Annotated in this window: 15 protein-coding genes and 1 tRNA gene; 5 read left to right on the forward strand and 11 right to left on the reverse strand. The window is 34.9% G+C overall.

Features of this window, described 5'->3' with window-relative positions:
• Together ACFIMQ_RS03255 and ACFIMQ_RS03260 are read left to right on the forward strand one after the other, a co-directional pair.
• Positions 1-198, forward strand: a 198-nt coding sequence (locus ACFIMQ_RS03255; protein ID WP_375703388.1) for a hypothetical protein, incomplete at its 5' end; no start/stop codon positions are given.
• Between the two features lie 629 nt (positions 199-827).
• The gene (locus tag ACFIMQ_RS03260; RefSeq protein WP_375703389.1) at positions 828-1,457 is read left to right on the forward strand and encodes a DNA adenine methylase; all 630 of its coding nucleotides are present in this window, start codon (positions 828-830) and stop codon (positions 1,455-1,457) included.
• Between the two features lie 114 nt (positions 1,458-1,571).
• On the opposite strand, the gene ACFIMQ_RS03265 is transcribed toward ACFIMQ_RS03260, so the two are convergent.
• The 5 genes from ACFIMQ_RS03265 to ACFIMQ_RS03285 form a co-directional block, all read right to left on the reverse strand.
• Positions 1,572-1,647 (reverse strand) — tRNA-Thr (locus ACFIMQ_RS03265).
• A 187-nt stretch (positions 1,648-1,834) separates the two neighbouring features.
• A complete protein-coding gene (gene accC / locus ACFIMQ_RS03270) occupies positions 1,835-3,211 on the reverse strand; it encodes an acetyl-CoA carboxylase biotin carboxylase subunit (RefSeq protein ID WP_375703390.1) in 1,377 nt (458 codons plus the stop codon).
• 14 nt (positions 3,212-3,225) lie between these two features.
• Positions 3,226-3,726, reverse strand: coding sequence for an acetyl-CoA carboxylase biotin carboxyl carrier protein (accB, locus tag ACFIMQ_RS03275; protein ID WP_375616281.1), 501 nt, complete (start codon positions 3,724-3,726; stop codon positions 3,226-3,228).
• 254 nt (positions 3,727-3,980) lie between these two features.
• Positions 3,981-4,847, reverse strand: a complete 867-nt coding sequence (locus ACFIMQ_RS03280) for a DsbA family protein (protein ID WP_375616280.1) — start codon at positions 4,845-4,847, stop codon at positions 3,981-3,983.
• Positions 4,848-4,969: 122 nt separating this feature from the next.
• Positions 4,970-5,170 (reverse strand): OstA-like protein, encoded by a 201-nt coding sequence (locus ACFIMQ_RS03285; protein WP_375616301.1) that lies wholly within the window; start codon positions 5,168-5,170, stop codon positions 4,970-4,972.
• Positions 5,171-5,189: 19 nt separating this feature from the next.
• Here ACFIMQ_RS03285 and glpD point away from each other — a divergent pair, with 19 nt between their 5' ends.
• From glpD to cobT, 3 genes are all read left to right on the forward strand, one after another.
• Positions 5,190-6,719, forward strand: a complete 1,530-nt coding sequence (gene glpD / locus ACFIMQ_RS03290) for a glycerol-3-phosphate dehydrogenase (protein ID WP_375616279.1) — start codon at positions 5,190-5,192, stop codon at positions 6,717-6,719.
• A 562-nt stretch (positions 6,720-7,281) separates the two neighbouring features.
• On the forward strand, positions 7,282-8,262 hold the full coding sequence (gene dusA / locus ACFIMQ_RS03295) for a tRNA dihydrouridine(20/20a) synthase DusA (protein ID WP_375703391.1): 981 nt from the start codon (positions 7,282-7,284) through the stop codon (positions 8,260-8,262).
• A gap of 383 nt (positions 8,263-8,645) precedes the next feature.
• Positions 8,646-9,653, forward strand: a complete 1,008-nt coding sequence (gene cobT / locus ACFIMQ_RS03300) for a nicotinate-nucleotide--dimethylbenzimidazole phosphoribosyltransferase (RefSeq protein ID WP_375616277.1) — start codon at positions 8,646-8,648, stop codon at positions 9,651-9,653.
• 28 nt (positions 9,654-9,681) lie between these two features.
• On the opposite strand, the gene ACFIMQ_RS03305 is transcribed toward cobT, so the two are convergent.
• The 6 genes from ACFIMQ_RS03305 to rnr form a co-directional block, all read right to left on the reverse strand.
• Positions 9,682-10,173, reverse strand: a complete 492-nt coding sequence (locus tag ACFIMQ_RS03305) for an Lrp/AsnC family transcriptional regulator (protein WP_375606910.1) — start codon at positions 10,171-10,173, stop codon at positions 9,682-9,684.
• 18 nt (positions 10,174-10,191) lie between these two features.
• Positions 10,192-10,821, reverse strand: a complete 630-nt coding sequence (locus tag ACFIMQ_RS03310; RefSeq protein WP_375616276.1) for a uracil-DNA glycosylase family protein — start codon at positions 10,819-10,821, stop codon at positions 10,192-10,194.
• Between the two features lie 27 nt (positions 10,822-10,848).
• Positions 10,849-11,412, reverse strand: coding sequence for a thermonuclease family protein (locus ACFIMQ_RS03315; protein ID WP_375703392.1), 564 nt, complete (start codon positions 11,410-11,412; stop codon positions 10,849-10,851).
• Between the two features lie 340 nt (positions 11,413-11,752).
• Positions 11,753-11,920, reverse strand: coding sequence for a 50S ribosomal protein L33 (rpmG, locus tag ACFIMQ_RS03320; RefSeq protein ID WP_004864083.1), 168 nt, complete (start codon positions 11,918-11,920; stop codon positions 11,753-11,755).
• Positions 11,921-12,021: 101 nt separating this feature from the next.
• Complete coding sequence (locus ACFIMQ_RS03325) at positions 12,022-13,194, reverse strand: MFS transporter (RefSeq protein WP_375616274.1); 1,173 nt, start codon at positions 13,192-13,194, stop codon at positions 12,022-12,024.
• Positions 13,195-13,562: 368 nt separating this feature from the next.
• Complete coding sequence (rnr, locus tag ACFIMQ_RS03330; protein ID WP_375703393.1) at positions 13,563-15,839, reverse strand: ribonuclease R; 2,277 nt, start codon at positions 15,837-15,839, stop codon at positions 13,563-13,565.

Raw genomic sequence — 15,839 nt, forward strand, 5'->3', positions numbered from 1 at the left:
AAAGATAAAGATCTTACAGAAACAGAACAACAGCTTCTTCATGAGATGATAGAGACGTATCAAGGCTTAAAGATGATATCACGCTTTATGAAGTGGATTGCCTTCATTGTCTTTATGTTTGTTATTGATTTTGCCCGCCTTATGGATGCACTCGATAATATCTTATCACACCTCAAAAAATGGATAACCAAGAGTTAAGGAAGATCATGTTTGATGTACCTGAGAGAATTAGATTTTTAAAAACTCATCATAATAGGGATGCAAGCTTAGAACAAGATTGACTCTTAACATCAGAAACGACAATGGCAAAAAATTTTTAATGATCTTTTCCTAACCGGTTATCATTATCGTAGAAAAAATAAAGGAAAAAATCCTGATATTAGTTTTCAAAAAGATATTATTGATTTTCTTGATGATGATACGATTACACAGCGTATTGCATTAATTGATTATTATTTATCTGATTGCTTACTCAAAGAAGATTTTGATCATTGTTCCATCATGAGATGTTGGAGTTCCAGTCCTTTTGATGATTTTTATTTCACGATAAAAGTTAAGGGTTCCAGTTTGCCACTTCATTTAGCAAGCAAGAAATACCGTAAGATTTTTTATTCTAAAATTATTTTGTAATAAAAAAAAACAGTAAAAAAATACTCGAAGAGTGTACAAAATCTCTCCTTTTAAAATATGACGAAACAAGAATTTACACAAACGCTGTTTGCGTGGATGGATAGTAAGCACTATCTGCGTAAGAAAATTATACCGATTTTAAATAGTATTGACCATGAAACCTATGTTGAACCATTTTTAGGACTGGTGTTATTTTCTTGAATAAACGACCAGCAAAATATTCCATAATTAATGATTTGAATGGAGAGATCACGAAGCTATTTCAATGCGTTCAAAACCATTTTGATGATTTAGCCAAACGATTGGAGTGGTTTGTTTGTTCAAGACAGTTGTTTTTTGACTTTGCTGCGATTGACCCAGAAGAGCTTTCCAAAGTTGAAAGAGCAGCACGGTTTTTATTTCTCCAGCGCTGTGTGATGTATGGGAAAAAAGAGTATGTCTCTTTTAGCTTTGGAAGAAAAAAGCCTATAGCATTTAATCCCGAAAAGCTTTTAGCGAGGATGAAACGTGTTAGACAGAAGCTTCTTGATACGACGATTTTAAATTTGTCGTGGGAGCGGATTATCGAGCTATTTGATGCACCCGACAGTTTATTTTACCTAGACCTGCCTTATCTTGTGAAGAAGAAGTGCTATAGCTCTGGGAATTTTGTTGAAAATGATTTTGTGAATATGGCAAAAGTTCTTAAAAGCATCCAAGGCAAATTTGTTTTAAGTCTGAATGATTGTGATGCGGTTCGAGAGATTTTTAAGGATTTTGACTTTTTAGAATTAGAGATCCTTTGGACAGCAGGTTTTGCTAAAAACCACCCCGAAAAGAACTCCTGATTCGTAATAATTAAGAGATATGTTAAAAATCCTATTCTCTAACTTTTATCCACATACCCCGTACATTAAAAAGGATATATAAAATCAACAAGTTATTATTCAAATAAAACAAAATGGTGCCCCCAGAGAGACTCGAACTCCCGACCCCCTGATTACAAATCAGGTGCTCTACCAACTGAGCTATAAGGGCGTAACTATGTAGCAGTTAGCACAAACTCACAAAAAGGAAAACAGAAAATTATCAATTTTTGTGTATATTAAAAGAAAATTATATAACAAATAAAAAATAATCAGCTTATTTCTTTTTTAACACTTTTTACAGCAACGTTGGAATTATCCTTATGTTAATATTTTATAGAACCTATAATGAAAATTCACTATTTCGCTATTGAACTTACGAATCTTGAAGACATGGACTGATGAGCAAGGTATTTTTCTAGCCAGTGGATATTATAATTACCATCAGCAACATCTTGATTATTAATGAGATCACGAAAGAGAGGTAGTGTCGTTTTTATTCCATCAACAACAAATTCATCTAAAGCACGCCGTAAACGCATCATACATTCTAAACGGGTACGTCCATGAACAATCAGCTTTCCAATCATGCTATCATAATAAGGAGGGATGCGATAACCTGAATAAGCACCTGAATCTACGCGAATTCCTAAACCTCCAGGTGTATGAAAATGGGTAATGGTCCCAGGTGATGGCGTAAAGTGAATAGGATCTTCTGCATTAATACGGCATTCAATGGCATGACCAGAAAAACAGACATCATCTTGTGTCACAGAAAGCTTGTTGCCTGATGCAATATGAATTTGTTCATGAACTAAATCTATACCTGTAATTGCTTCAGTTACAGGATGTTCTACTTGTAAACGTGTGTTCATTTCAATAAAATAAAATTCACCATTTTCATAAAGAAATTCAATAGTACCTGCTCCACGGTATCCAAGTTGAGCACAAGCATTTGCAACAATATTGCCAATTTTTTTTCGTTCAGTTTCATTAAGAGCAGGTGACGTGGCTTCTTCCCATACTTTTTGATGCCGTCGTTGAAGCGAACAATCGCGTTCTCCTAAATGAATAGCATTTCCCGCACCATCACCTATGACTTGAACTTCGATATGACGAGGTTTTTCTAAATATTTCTCTATATAAACAGCGTCATCACCAAAAGCTGCCTTCGCTTCTGAACGCGTTGTTTTGAGAGCTATAGAAAATTCTCGTTCAGAATGAACGACTTTCATACCACGCCCACCACCACCGGCAGAAGCTTTGATAATAACTGGATAACCAATTTCACGAGCAGTGCGTAAAGCATCTGATTCTTCAGTAACAGCACCATCTGAACCTGGAACAACAGGAATACCAAGTTTTTGGGCGGTTTTTTTTGCTTCGATTTTATCGCCCATGATTCGAATATGAGCAGCCGTCGGACCGATGAATGTAATATCATGGGCTTCTAGAACATCTGCAAATTTTGCATTTTCAGAAAGAAAGCCATATCCTGGATGAACAGCATCCGCTCCTGTAATTTCACAAGCAGCAATAATTTGCTGAATACTCAAATAAGAATCACGAGCAGGAGGAGGGCCAATACAAACACTTTCGTCAGCAAGACGAACATGCATTGCATCTGCATCAGCTGTAGAATGAACAGCAACGGTTTTTATGCCAAGTTCTTTACATGCACGTAAAACGCGAAGAGCAATTTCTCCCCGATTAGCAATGAGGATTTTTCGAATCATAGTTGCCCCTCGCTTTATTCAACAATAATAAGTGGTTCACCAAACTCAACAGGTTGGCCATCTTTGACAAGAACAGTGGTTACCGTGCCTGAACGTGGTGAGGAAATTTGATTCATTGTTTTCATGGCTTCAATGATAAGTAATGTCTCCCCTTCAGAAACATTTTGTCCTACTTCTACAAAAGGTTGCGCGCCTGGTGAAGGTGCAAGATAAGCTGTCCCAACCATTGGAGAAGTTATCGTGTTTTTTGATTTATCTTCTTGGCTAGGTTGTATAGGAGATTCAGTTATTGGAACTGGAGAAGATGTGACAGAAAAAGTAGGAGTAGAAACAGGAGCATAGATCGCTTGCTCGGAAGAAGTTGAGGTATTTTGGCGTGAGACACAAATACGAAGCTCCCCTTGTTCAACTTCAATGTTCGTTAAATTTGTATCATTCAAAATTTCAGCAAGATCACGAATAATGTTCGTATCAATTGCGGTATATTTTGCCAAATCCATTTTTTTTGTTGCCATTTTATTTCTAACTCCTTGATCAATGAAGATCGTCATTATTTCGTTTTATGACAGAATATCTCTAGATTAGGGATGATATCTTTTGAAGCTTTAAAGATATTTATTTCCTTTAAATTCATTATGTTTTGCAATTTTAAACTCGTATCTGCTTTACGCAAAATTGCATTTATAAGCTTGTTGTCAAAAAAGAGAAAGCATAAAATTACCTCATTTACAGTATTCTTCCTAAAACTAATCAGGTATAGAATAGGTATTTACTGTGTATTATCTATCGCTTGTTTTAGAATATCTTGTCTGGCTGCGCCGATGAATATTTTATCACCAATGATATAAGAAGGTGTTCCCGTAATATGAAGTGTAGAGGCAATGTGAATATTTTCTTTAAAAGCGTTTTGCAGATTAGGGTCTTTTATTGCATTACGGAGTTTTTTTTCATCTGCTCCTAATGAAACAGCTATTTTTATAGCTTTAGCTTCATTTGCGCGCCCTTGATGCATTAAAAGCTTTTTATGAAACTGAGGATATTTTTCTGGAAATTGTTTTCGAAATGCGTAGGCAACGGTATGAGCCGCCATAGAATCAGATCCCAAAATCGGTAAATCCTTGGTAATAACCCGTAGATCTGGATATTCTTTTATCAAGCTTTCTATATCTGAATAGGCACTTTTACAAAATCTGCAATTGTAATCAAAAAAATCAACAAGTATTTTTTTACCATTTGGATTCCCCAAAACAGCGTCATGAGGAGAGTGAAAAATTTCCTTTTCTAATAAATGAATAATTGAGCTTTGACTTTCGTCTTCATTTCGTTTTTCCAGCTTATCTTGAAGGATAAGCTGCATTTCAATCAAAATTTCTGGATGAGTAAGAAGATACTCTCTAACAATTTGTTGAATATGCTGAGAATCAGTATGCGGTGTCATTTTTTCTTTAAGCTTAGATAAAAAGCTAGAATCTTCTAAAAGTTGTACTTTAAGTTTTTCTAAGCTTAAATGATTGGTTACTGTCTGCTGTGATGTTGCGTTTGATAAAGAAGGTAAAAAGGTTAAAATACTCAACATAACTGGGACTAAAATTTTTGAAACAAGTGTTATTTTCGAGTTTTCAGGTTGATGAGTCATCTGTATACCTTTACATTTTCTATTGTGTCATTGAGTGAACTATATGAAAAGCGTTCTCTATGTGCAATAAAGCATTTAGCTATAGTATGTATTCTCAAATGATAAAAAACATTAATTTTTCTCTAAAAAGCTTTCATATGATGTACATTTGCAAAGATTATATTGCCTACAGGATAAAAAATCCTCTCTTTGATTTGTAAAATATTGTTTTGCTGTATAAGGGTATCAAAAAACTTTTTATGCGTATTTGTTTTGGAAAAAAGCACGTTGAGAATACAATGAAGAGCACTTGTATCGTTTTTTACTGTTGCTTTATTGAAGATTGTGAAACAAAATTAAATAATGAAAAGTAAAATTATGAAAACCACAATGCATTATGAGCTGTTTATCATTGGGGGAGGGATAAACGGGTGTGGATTGGCAAGAGATGCAGCTGGACGCGGTTTTAAAGTAGGATTAGCTGAAATGAAAGATCTTGCATCAGGGACGTCAAGTGCATCAACAAAACTTATTCATGGTGGTCTTCGTTATCTTGAACATTATGAGTTCAAACTTGTTCGTGAGGCACTCAAAGAACGCGAGATCATTTTACGCATAGCTCCACATATTGTACGTCCTTTACGTTTTCTTCTTCCTTATCATAAAGAATTGCGCCCTGCTTGGATATTGCGTTTTGGACTTTTTATTTATGATTATTTAGGGAACTGGAATCAGAAATTGTGGCGCAGTAAAACGATTAATTTTTCAAAAAAGTTTTGCTCTACACTGAAAAAAGAATATCAGAGAGGTTTTGAATATTCTGATGCAAGAGTAGATGATGCACGTTTAGTCATTGCCAATGCTCGTGATGCAGAAAAGTGGGGAGCTGATATAAAAGTACGGACAAAAGTTCTATCTTTAAAAAGAGAAGACAAAAAATGGCGTATCTTTCTTCAAGACAAGTTAAGCGGTAAAGAATATAATGTCACTGCTTCTTATGTCGCGAATATGACAGGACCTTGGATTGATCATGTTTTGGCAAGCGTATTAGACTGTAAAGAACATACACCAATACGGCTTGTTAGAGGTTCTCATATTTTGGTTCCCAAGCTTTATACTCATGATCGTGCTTATATTTTTCAAAATGGTGATGGGCGTATTATATTTGCTATTCCATATCAAGAAGAGTTTACCTTGCTTGGAACAACAGATTGTAACTATCAGGGAGATCCAGCTGATGTTCATATTACGGATACAGAAATTAACTATCTCTGCACAGCAGCCAGTGAATATTTCATACAACCAGTATTACCTGAAACGATTGTCTGGTCTTACTCTGGAGTTCGTCCACTCTATGATGATGGAGCTTCAAAAGCACAAGAAATTACGCGCGATTATGTTTTAAGAGAAATGGGAACAGGAAGTGCACCAAAGATTCTTAATCTTTATGGTGGAAAGATCACAACTTATCGTAAGTTGGCTGAAGATGCAATGAAATTTGTTGAAAAAGCACTTGGTAAAAAGGGAGCGTCATGGACAGCTAATGCAACACTTCCAGGGGGTAATTTTCACTATAATAAATTAGATATAATTGAAAATAAAATTGCTCTTTTGACGCCAGATTTAGATGCCTTTACACACCGCAGACTTGCACGCTCCTACGGTACAGAAGCATTAGTGATATTTGCAAATGGTAAGGCGGATAGAGGAAAAAATTTTGGACATGGGCTTTATGAAGTAGAAGTAAAATGGTTAATGGAAAAAGAATGGGCTAAAGCATGTGAAGATGTGTTATGGCGTCGTTCAAAACTTGGTCTCCTATTTAATGAACAAGAAGTTGATACCCTTTCTTCCTATATGCAAAATAAACAAGAGATTGAACAACGTTTATGATCATTTCATTTTACAGATTTTATCTGCAATATTGTAAAATATTTTTCTTCAAGAGATATTGATATAAGGTGCATTCACACATGTTAAAAAATAATGCTCGTCTATGCCCTCATTTTAGTTGTTTGTTTGCAACAACCATACAATGGAAAAATTAGTTTGAATATTTAGAGTGAAATTTGTCTATCTTATACAGTAAAATCCCCAAATAACTCATTGAGAAAAAGTGATTTATAATCAGATTCGTATGAATAAGAAGTTTTGTTCTTTTCTTAAGGAGGAGATAAAAATACTTTTTATAGTGTTTTGTGTACAATAAATTGGGAAATTCTAAAGGAAATTAAGCCTATCATAAAATTTTATAATATACCTGAACACTAATCTATAAGAAATGCAAAATTGTGTTTTATCATGATTGATTGTAGTAAGCCTTGATATCAATTAAAAATAATAAGCTGTTATTATACTCATGATAGTATAAGAGAATAAAACTTTCTGCAAACTAAAAGTAAGAATTTTTTTATGTATAAAGAGAGAGCTATAGGGACATGAGAGTAATACCCTCATGATATTTTACAACCTTCCATCACCTGTAAAATTTGCAGTAGCACCAATGTTGGACTGGACAGACCGACATTGCAGATTCTTTTATCGTCTTTTAACGGAAAAAACACTCCTTTATACGGAAATGATGGTAGCAGATGCTGTCATTTATGGTGTTCGCGAACAATTGTTGGCTTTTAGCGACAAAGAACGTCCAGTTGCATTACAATTAGGGGGGGCAGATCCGAAAAAGTTAGCAGAAGCTGCACGAATTGCTGAGGATTTTGGCTACAACGAAATAAATCTCAATGTTGGTTGCCCATCAAATCGTGTTCAAGCAGGAGTATTTGGAGCTTGTTTGATGTTACATCCAGACATTGTAGCAAATGCTGTGGAAGCGATGAAACGAGTGGTTACGATACCTGTAACTGTCAAATGTCGGATTGGAGTGGATGAACAAGATGAAGAATTAGCATTAGATCTTTTGGCTAATCAGGTTTGGAATGCTGGATGTGATGCACTCTGGATCCATGCTCGCAAGGCATGGCTACAAGGATTGAGTCCGAAAGAAAATCGCAATATTCCGCCCCTTAATTATGAAAGGGTTTATAAATTAAAACGTAAATATCCTCATAAATTCATTGGAATAAATGGTGGAATTAAATCTATTGATGAGATCAAACAGCACTTGATTTTCTGTGATGCTGTGATGGTTGGTCGCCAAGTTTATCATGATCCAACTTTGTTAAAATATATTGATTTTGAACTCTATGGTGAGTCGCAGAATAATTTGAGTGAGAGTGATCTTATTGAGATTATGTGTGATTATGCGGCTCGACATATTGCATCGGGGGGGCGGCTTTCTCATGTGACGCGTCACATGATTGGTTTATTTCATGGGCGGGGTGGGGCGCGTCGATGGCGGCAAATATTATCAAATGATGCGACAAAACCAAATGCAGATATATATATTTTGAAAGAAGCTTTTCATGCTCTCATTTAATAACAGCCTGACAATTAACCTATGTTAAAGTTAAGATCTTTTGCTCTTTGATTGCTTTGCGATGATTTTGATGACTTTAATTTTAATAAGTTTTTAAAAACTTATAACTTCTGTTATAGAAAGAATGTTAGGATTTATATATTAAACAATATGCGGATTGCTCCTATTTAATAGAAGAATAGGTTAAAGGTATTATGTAAAGATAGTAATAAGATATTAAACCTTGCATGTTCGTTATCTGGTTAGAAAATAAAATATAAAAATCATTGTTTTTAGAATACTTAACGTTTTTAAAGCCCTGTTAAAAAAAGCAATAAATTATTCATATCCTATCTATATGACGTGATTTTCATTAAACATTGTAGATTTTAAAAGGTATCCTCATGACCGCTAGCCCATTTGATGATTTTCGTGCTTTGCTTACAAATTTACCTGTTGCTGATGAATTTTCTATAATTTTGGCAAAAAAAAGGCAAAAAAACTTAACAAAAGCGCAAGGAACATTAGGGAAACTGGAAGATATTGCTGTTTGGTATGCGGGGTGGAGGGGTACAGAAAAACCTATCGTAACGCGACCTTTGGTCGCTATTTTTTCTGGAAACCATGGTATCGTAGAAGAGAATGTTACACCATTTCCACAGTCTATGACACAAAGGATGGTACAAAATTTTGCATCTGGTGGTGCTGCTATCAACCAAATTTGTATCGCTTATGATCTTGGATTAAAAATTTTTGATTTAGCATTGGAATATCCAACAATGAATATTACCAAGGATGCCGCAATGGACGAGAGAAGTGCAGCAGCCACAATGGCATTTGGAATGGAATCCATTGCTGGTGGAACAGATCTTTTATGTATTGGTGAAATGGGGATTGGAAACACAACCATAGCTTCAGCTTTATGTTTAGCATTGTTTGGTGGAGACGTTGAAGAGTGGACAGAAAATGGTATGGGGGCGGAGGGTGATTTTTATCAGCGTAAAATAGCAGCAGTTAAGGCAGCAGTTTCCTTGCATAAGGAGCATTTAAATGATCCTTTTGAGATAATGCGTCGCTTAGGAGGACGTGAAATTGCTGCTATGGTTGGTGCTATTTTAGCGGCAAGAATGGAAAAGATACCCGTTATTTTAGATGGTTTTGTGGCAACAGCAGCGGCAGCGATCCTTTATAAAATGCATCCAAAAGCTCTTGATCATACTCTTGTTGGACATGTTTCTTCTGAAAAAGTCCATCGTAAACTTTTACAAAAAATTGGCAAAGAACCACTTCTAGATTTTGGAATGCGTCTTGGTGAAGGAACAGGAGCAGCTATAGCAGCTGGAATTGTCAAAGCTGCTGTTTTAACTCATGCACAAATGGCGGTTTTGGAACAAGAAAGTTTGAACACTTAAAAGATGATGAGACGGATATAAAAAACGCTTAAGAGTTGTGCTCATTTACCTTTTCATGTAATTTAATATAATTCAGCGGAAGCTCCGTTGTATATTTAATCTGTTCCATTGCGAAAGAAGATGAGACATCACGGATATCAATTTTAGAAATTAATTTTTTATAAAAAAGATCATAAGCTTCAATATTGGGAACAACAACACGCAATAAATAGTCAATATCTCCACTCATTCGGTAAAATTCAATAACTTCACGGAACTCCTGCACAATTTGTGAAAAACGCTTAAACCATTCATGACTATGTGTATTTGTACGAATAGAAACAAAAACAGTGACGTGCGCATTTACTTTTTCTGGGGAAAGAACAGCAACACGCCGCTGAATAACACCATCTTCTTCAAGTTTTTGAATCCTACGCCAGCAAGGCGTGGTTGAAAGTCCAACTTTTTTAGCAATATCAGCAACAGAAAGCGTTGCATTTTCTTGTAAAAGATGTAAAATTTTTCGGTCAAGACGGTCCATATTTTTCTCATATTTTAATTATAAAAACTTACGTACTAAAAGGCGCAGATATACAATAAGCTCATCGTTAAACCATGGATTTTTCTGTAACCAAGAAGTATTTCGCCATGATGGATGAGGCAAAGGCATAACATTATAGCCTCGAGGTTGGGGGATGGAAAGGACATTTCTCCAATCACGAACAGTTGCTGAAACGGTTTTATGTTTTAATTCTGTAATATGCCACTTTTGCGCATAACGACCAATGGCAAGAACAAGCTTTATTTGAGGCATCGCTCGAAATATCTTTTCATGCCATATTTCTCGACATTCAGGTCTTGGTGGTAAATCAGCTTTATTTTTATCATAACCTGGAAAACAAAATCCCATAGGAACAATAGCAAAGAGAGATTTATTATAAAACTCTTCTTTTGTAACACCCAGCCAATTACGCAATCTTTCGCCGGAACGATCATTAAAAGGGATAGAAGTTTCATGAACACGCAATCCTGGTGCTTGTCCTGCAATTACAATCAAAGCCGTATTAGATAAGTAAACGACGGGATTGGGCTCATGAGGCAGAGGAGGAAAATAACGTGGTTGTTGGATACAAACACGACAGGAATAGATTTTTTTTTCAAGTTTGATAATTGGGCTACATTGTTTCATTGGTACATAAAATTAAAAGATATTTTCTTATTCTGTGCGAGGATTTTCTTTGCGCCATTCTTTCGGTCGTTGAAAACTTGATGCCCAGATTCCCTTCTTTTTCCTTCTCGCTTCTTGCTCTTCTTTGGGGTATTCATAATAACTTACAGCCCAACCATTCTGTACAAGCATTGCATTGATATTGCTAACTTGTTTTGTTTTACATGTTGCAAGGATGCGGCGATATTTATCTGTTTTATGCCAGTAACATGTAACAGTTTGATTTTCGAGTAGTTGTTCTAAATATTTTTTTGCCTCAAGCCCACAAGGGTATTGTGCCTCCTTTTTTCCGCAAAACTGGTGGAGTTCGGGAGCATCAATTCCAACCAGTCGAACTTTAATTGAAGAAATCATGATGGAATCACCATCAATGATTAATGCATTTCCTTCAACAGAGTTTTGAAAAGAAAATTTTCCTTTTTGAGGCAACGGTTGAGCCTGCTTAAAATAAGTTAACTTAATAATAAGAATGCTAGCAGCAATAAAAATACTGAAACCGGTAACTTTTAGAGTAAAGCTTCTTAGATTAAAATGAGAAAAAAAATTTTTCATGAAATAAAGAAACTGCTTACATTATTATAACGCATTCTATCGAGTATTGCTTATAATTCTTTCAAGAAACTTTGATTTATATGACAAAATACCATCTCATTTTAACGAAAAAATTTTTGTTCAATATGACAACAATCAAATATTCATGCAAGATATATGTAAGCACCTTAAACAATAAATCAACTCATCCAAATCCATACAGAACATAAAAATTTAAGGCCATACAAATTTTAAAGTAAACTTTATTAAGAGACAAAAAATCCCTCAGACAATAACTCTGAAGGCAATGCTCCCACATTTTTCTTAGAATATAAAACCTATCAATTCAATAATACGCTATTTATTTAATTTTTGTTTCTTTAAATTCAACGTGCTTTTTTACAACTGGATCATATTTACGCTTGCTCATTTTATCTGTCATTGTACGGCTGTTTTTCTTTGTTACATAGAAAAAACCAGTATCTGCAGTTGATAAAAGCTTGATCTTAATGGTTGCTGCTTTAGCCATAATGTAAATACCCTGTTATACTGAAAAAATATTATTGCTGTCAAAACTTATTTCCGACATCATCAGATTCTCCAGCAACACTACGGATGTTCTCAAAAAAGTCAAGAGCTGATTAATTTTCTCATAAGTTGGACAAACACCAAAATGGCATATAAACCGAAAAAAACAGCCATGGCTATTGAAAAACCGAAGGGTTTAAAGATATCCATGGATTTTCCGATAAAGGTCGGTCCGATGAGCATACCAATTCCATAACAAAAAATAAAAGCAGAATTAGCAGCAGCAAGTTCTTGCCCCTTGAGACGGGCTCCTAAATGTGCAAGACTAATTGTATAAAGGCTCGCTGATACACCACCCAGAAAAAACAAATCAAGCATCAGAATCCATGGATATTGAAGAATCCATGGTATTATAAAAGTTCCTATAAAACCTAGAATAGCGCAACTCATCAGTGAATAACGTCGATCTTTGGCGTAGTCGCTTATAATGCTGATAGGAATTAAGAGGAAAATATTTCCAAGTGCAAGGGTTGCCATAAAATGTGCTGCTTCATTCTCATTATAACCAATGGATAAACTAAAGGGTATTATAAGAGTTAATACGCCCATTTGAATGGACCCGTAAACAAGGACCGCCATCATTGCACTTGGAACGTGAAAAAGATAATGAAAAAATGGCATATATTGATTTTTTTGAAATTCTGGACTTAATTTCCAAGCGGTAAGAATTGGTATAGTAGCAAGTATAATAAGACTATATCCAACAGCAAAAGGAATAAATCCTTGTGTTCCCACTTTTGCTAGCAGCGTTAGACCTATTATAAACCCTAATCCTAAGACAATAGCATAAATAGAAAGGATCAAACCGCGTTTTTTGGGGGGAGCATAACTGTTGATCCAAAACTCTGACAGGATAAACATAACTGTCACGCTGAAATGTAATATAAACTTTAAAATAAACCAAATCCATATGGGATCAAAAAAATAGAATCCTAAAAAACTTAAAGATTCTATCGCCATCATAAGCAATATTGTTTGAGCGATTCCTAAGCATAAGGCAATTCGAGACGTAAAAATAGCTGCAATAATTGTGGCGATTCCACCAACTGTTCCACTATAGCCAATTGTACTGTTGGAAAGTCCTTTCTCTGCCATAAGAAGAGAGACAAGTTGTGTTCCCATTGCCAATGCTGTTCCAACAGTGCCAATGGTTGCAATAGCTGCAATAATGGCACGCAAAGAATTATTTTGAGAGTCAAAAGCTTTTTTTTTCATGAGAATGACTTAAGATACTTTTGTTTATCCGAATAATAAAAAGGTGTGCTGAAATGAAAAAAGCCCAAGCTCCCTTTTGCAGATTTTCTCACCTATTAAGTATAAAAAGCCTGCAAGATTTTTATAAAATTACTATATTTATAAAATAAATCACATATCTTTATATCCTAAATAAAACATATTTTGTACATAAAATAATATAAATACTACATATTATAGGTATTTTCTTAATTTGAAGTCATTATTATTTATATGCTTTTAAAGCGAGAAACCAGAGGTTTAATTATTTTTAATAAAGCTTTTTAGACTTTAAAATAAAAAATAATACAACGAAAATTATAAAAATGTTTTTTACTTTTTATTTTTAATTAATTTTTTCTTTTCCCATAAAAAGTATACTTTTGTTTTTTTAATTTGTGTTTATGGTAGGATGTCGGTGAAAGTTTTATTGGACGAGGTTTTGTTAACAGTTCAAAGCATAAAGCGCCAGCAAAAGGTTGTACAGTTATAAGTTTTACTTCTACAACATCACTTAACTGATAGCCTTTATGGCTACGCTGTCCTACAAGAACATGTTGTGCTTCATCAAAATGATAATAATCATTTTTAAGTGTAGAAATATGGACAAAACCATCTGTATTGAGTTTATCAAGTGAGATAAAAAGACCTGCTTTTGTAACTCCGGAAATGCGACCTGTAAAAATACGACCGATTTTATTCGTTAAATAGTGAGCAACAAGCCGATCAATCGTTTCTCTTTCAGCCATCATTGCACGGCGTTCGTATAAAGAAACTTGCGTAGCAATTTCTGCAAGATTTTGTTCTTGTGTATCTGTTAATTGATCATTTCCTAATTTGAGAGCTTTAATGAGTGCTCGATGAATAATGAGATCAGCATAACGACGGATTGGTGATGTAAAATGTGTATAGTTCTGCAAATTCAAACCAAAATGGCCACTATTTTTAGGGTTGTACTCTGCTTGTGATTGTGAACGCAAAATAACTTGATTGACTAGTTCTTGTTGTTGAGTATGAGCGACCTTTTCTAAAGTTCTATTAAGGCGCGCTGAGGTAAGTTCGCTTCCTCGGGAGAGTGGTATCCCCAAACTTTGAAGAAAGCTCCGAAGTATTTCTTGCTTAGCAAGAGAAGGTTTTTCATGAATACGATAAATGAGCGGCTGGTGATGTTGTTTTAATGTTTCAGAAGCTGCAATATTGGCTTGTATCATAAACTCTTCAATTAAACGATGCGCTTCTAATTGTGTTTCACTCACAACATCTTTTATGCATCCATTTTGATCAAGAATAATCTTTTTTTCTGCAATTTCTAATTCTAGTGGTTGTCGACGATTTCGCGCAGCTTTAAGGCATGCATAGGCTTCCCATAAGGGGCGCAAAATGCTCTCAAAAAGAGGGGCTATTTTTTCATTTATATTACCTTCAATTGCCAATTGTACTTCTTGATAAGAAAGTTTGGCTCTTACACGAATCATAGTACGATGAAAACTATGTTTTCGTTTATTACCGTTTGCATCAAAAATCATACGAACGGCTAAAGCTGGTCTTTCTTTTCCTTCACGTAGAGAACATAAATCATGAGAAAGGCGTTCAGGTAACATTGGCACAACGGTATCGGGAAAATAAACAGAATTTCCACGTTTCAATGCTTCTTTATCTAAAGCGCTTCCTGTTTTGATATAATAAGAAACATCTGCAATGGCTATAATAATAATCCAACCATCATTATTTGCTGGATCCTTATCCTTGGTTGCATAAACTGCATCATCATGGTCTTTTGCATCTGGTGGATCAATTGTAATAAAAGGTAATTGTCGCCAATCTTCGCGATTATCCATATTGGCAGCTTTGATATGTTTAACTTGCTCAAGAACGCTTTCAGGAAAAATATAAGGAATTCCTTTTGAGAGAAGAGCAATCATTGAGAGTGTTTTTTCACTCTTAATATGCCCTAAAACATTCTTTATTTTTGCGCTCTTTAATCCGTAACCAGTATTTTTTTTTATTTCGACTTCAACGAGATCACCAATTTGAATCTTCATTTCTGGAGACATTTCAACAATGAGTTCATTGGTTTTGCGGTCTATAGGATCAAGGCGCCATTGATTATTTTCCAATTTTCGTACAATAGCAAACGCGCTTTTGGGAGATACATCAATTTTACGAATAATTCGTCCCGTATAAGGATGGCTTGAGCTTTCAGAATTTTTATTTCGAAAAACTTTTACAAGAATATGATCTCCAACACCAATATTACTTCCTTTTATGTGATGAAAAGAGTGTATTTCAATATTGGGCTTTGGAGAATCTTCCCATTCAAGAGGTTGTGCAATAAAACTTCCATCTTTATCACGTCCGCTAATTTTTACTAAAGAAACAGGGGGTAATTTTCCTTTGTTGATTGCTCTTTTGTGGTGTTTAGATATGAGATTTTGATCCTTTAACTCACGTAACATATCTCTAAGCAAAATACGAGAATCGCCTTTTAAGTTAAAAGCTTTAGCGATTTCTCGTTTACTTGAGTGGTTAGGATTCTCAATTATAAAGGAAAGGATTGCTTCCTTATTGGGAAAAGTTTTTCCCTTGAATGAAGAGAGATATTTTATGTTTTTTTCACCTTTAGCCAA

The organism is Bartonella sp. AD13SXNS, assembly GCF_042196465.1.
Taxonomy (GTDB): Bacteria; Pseudomonadota; Alphaproteobacteria; order Rhizobiales; family Rhizobiaceae; genus Bartonella.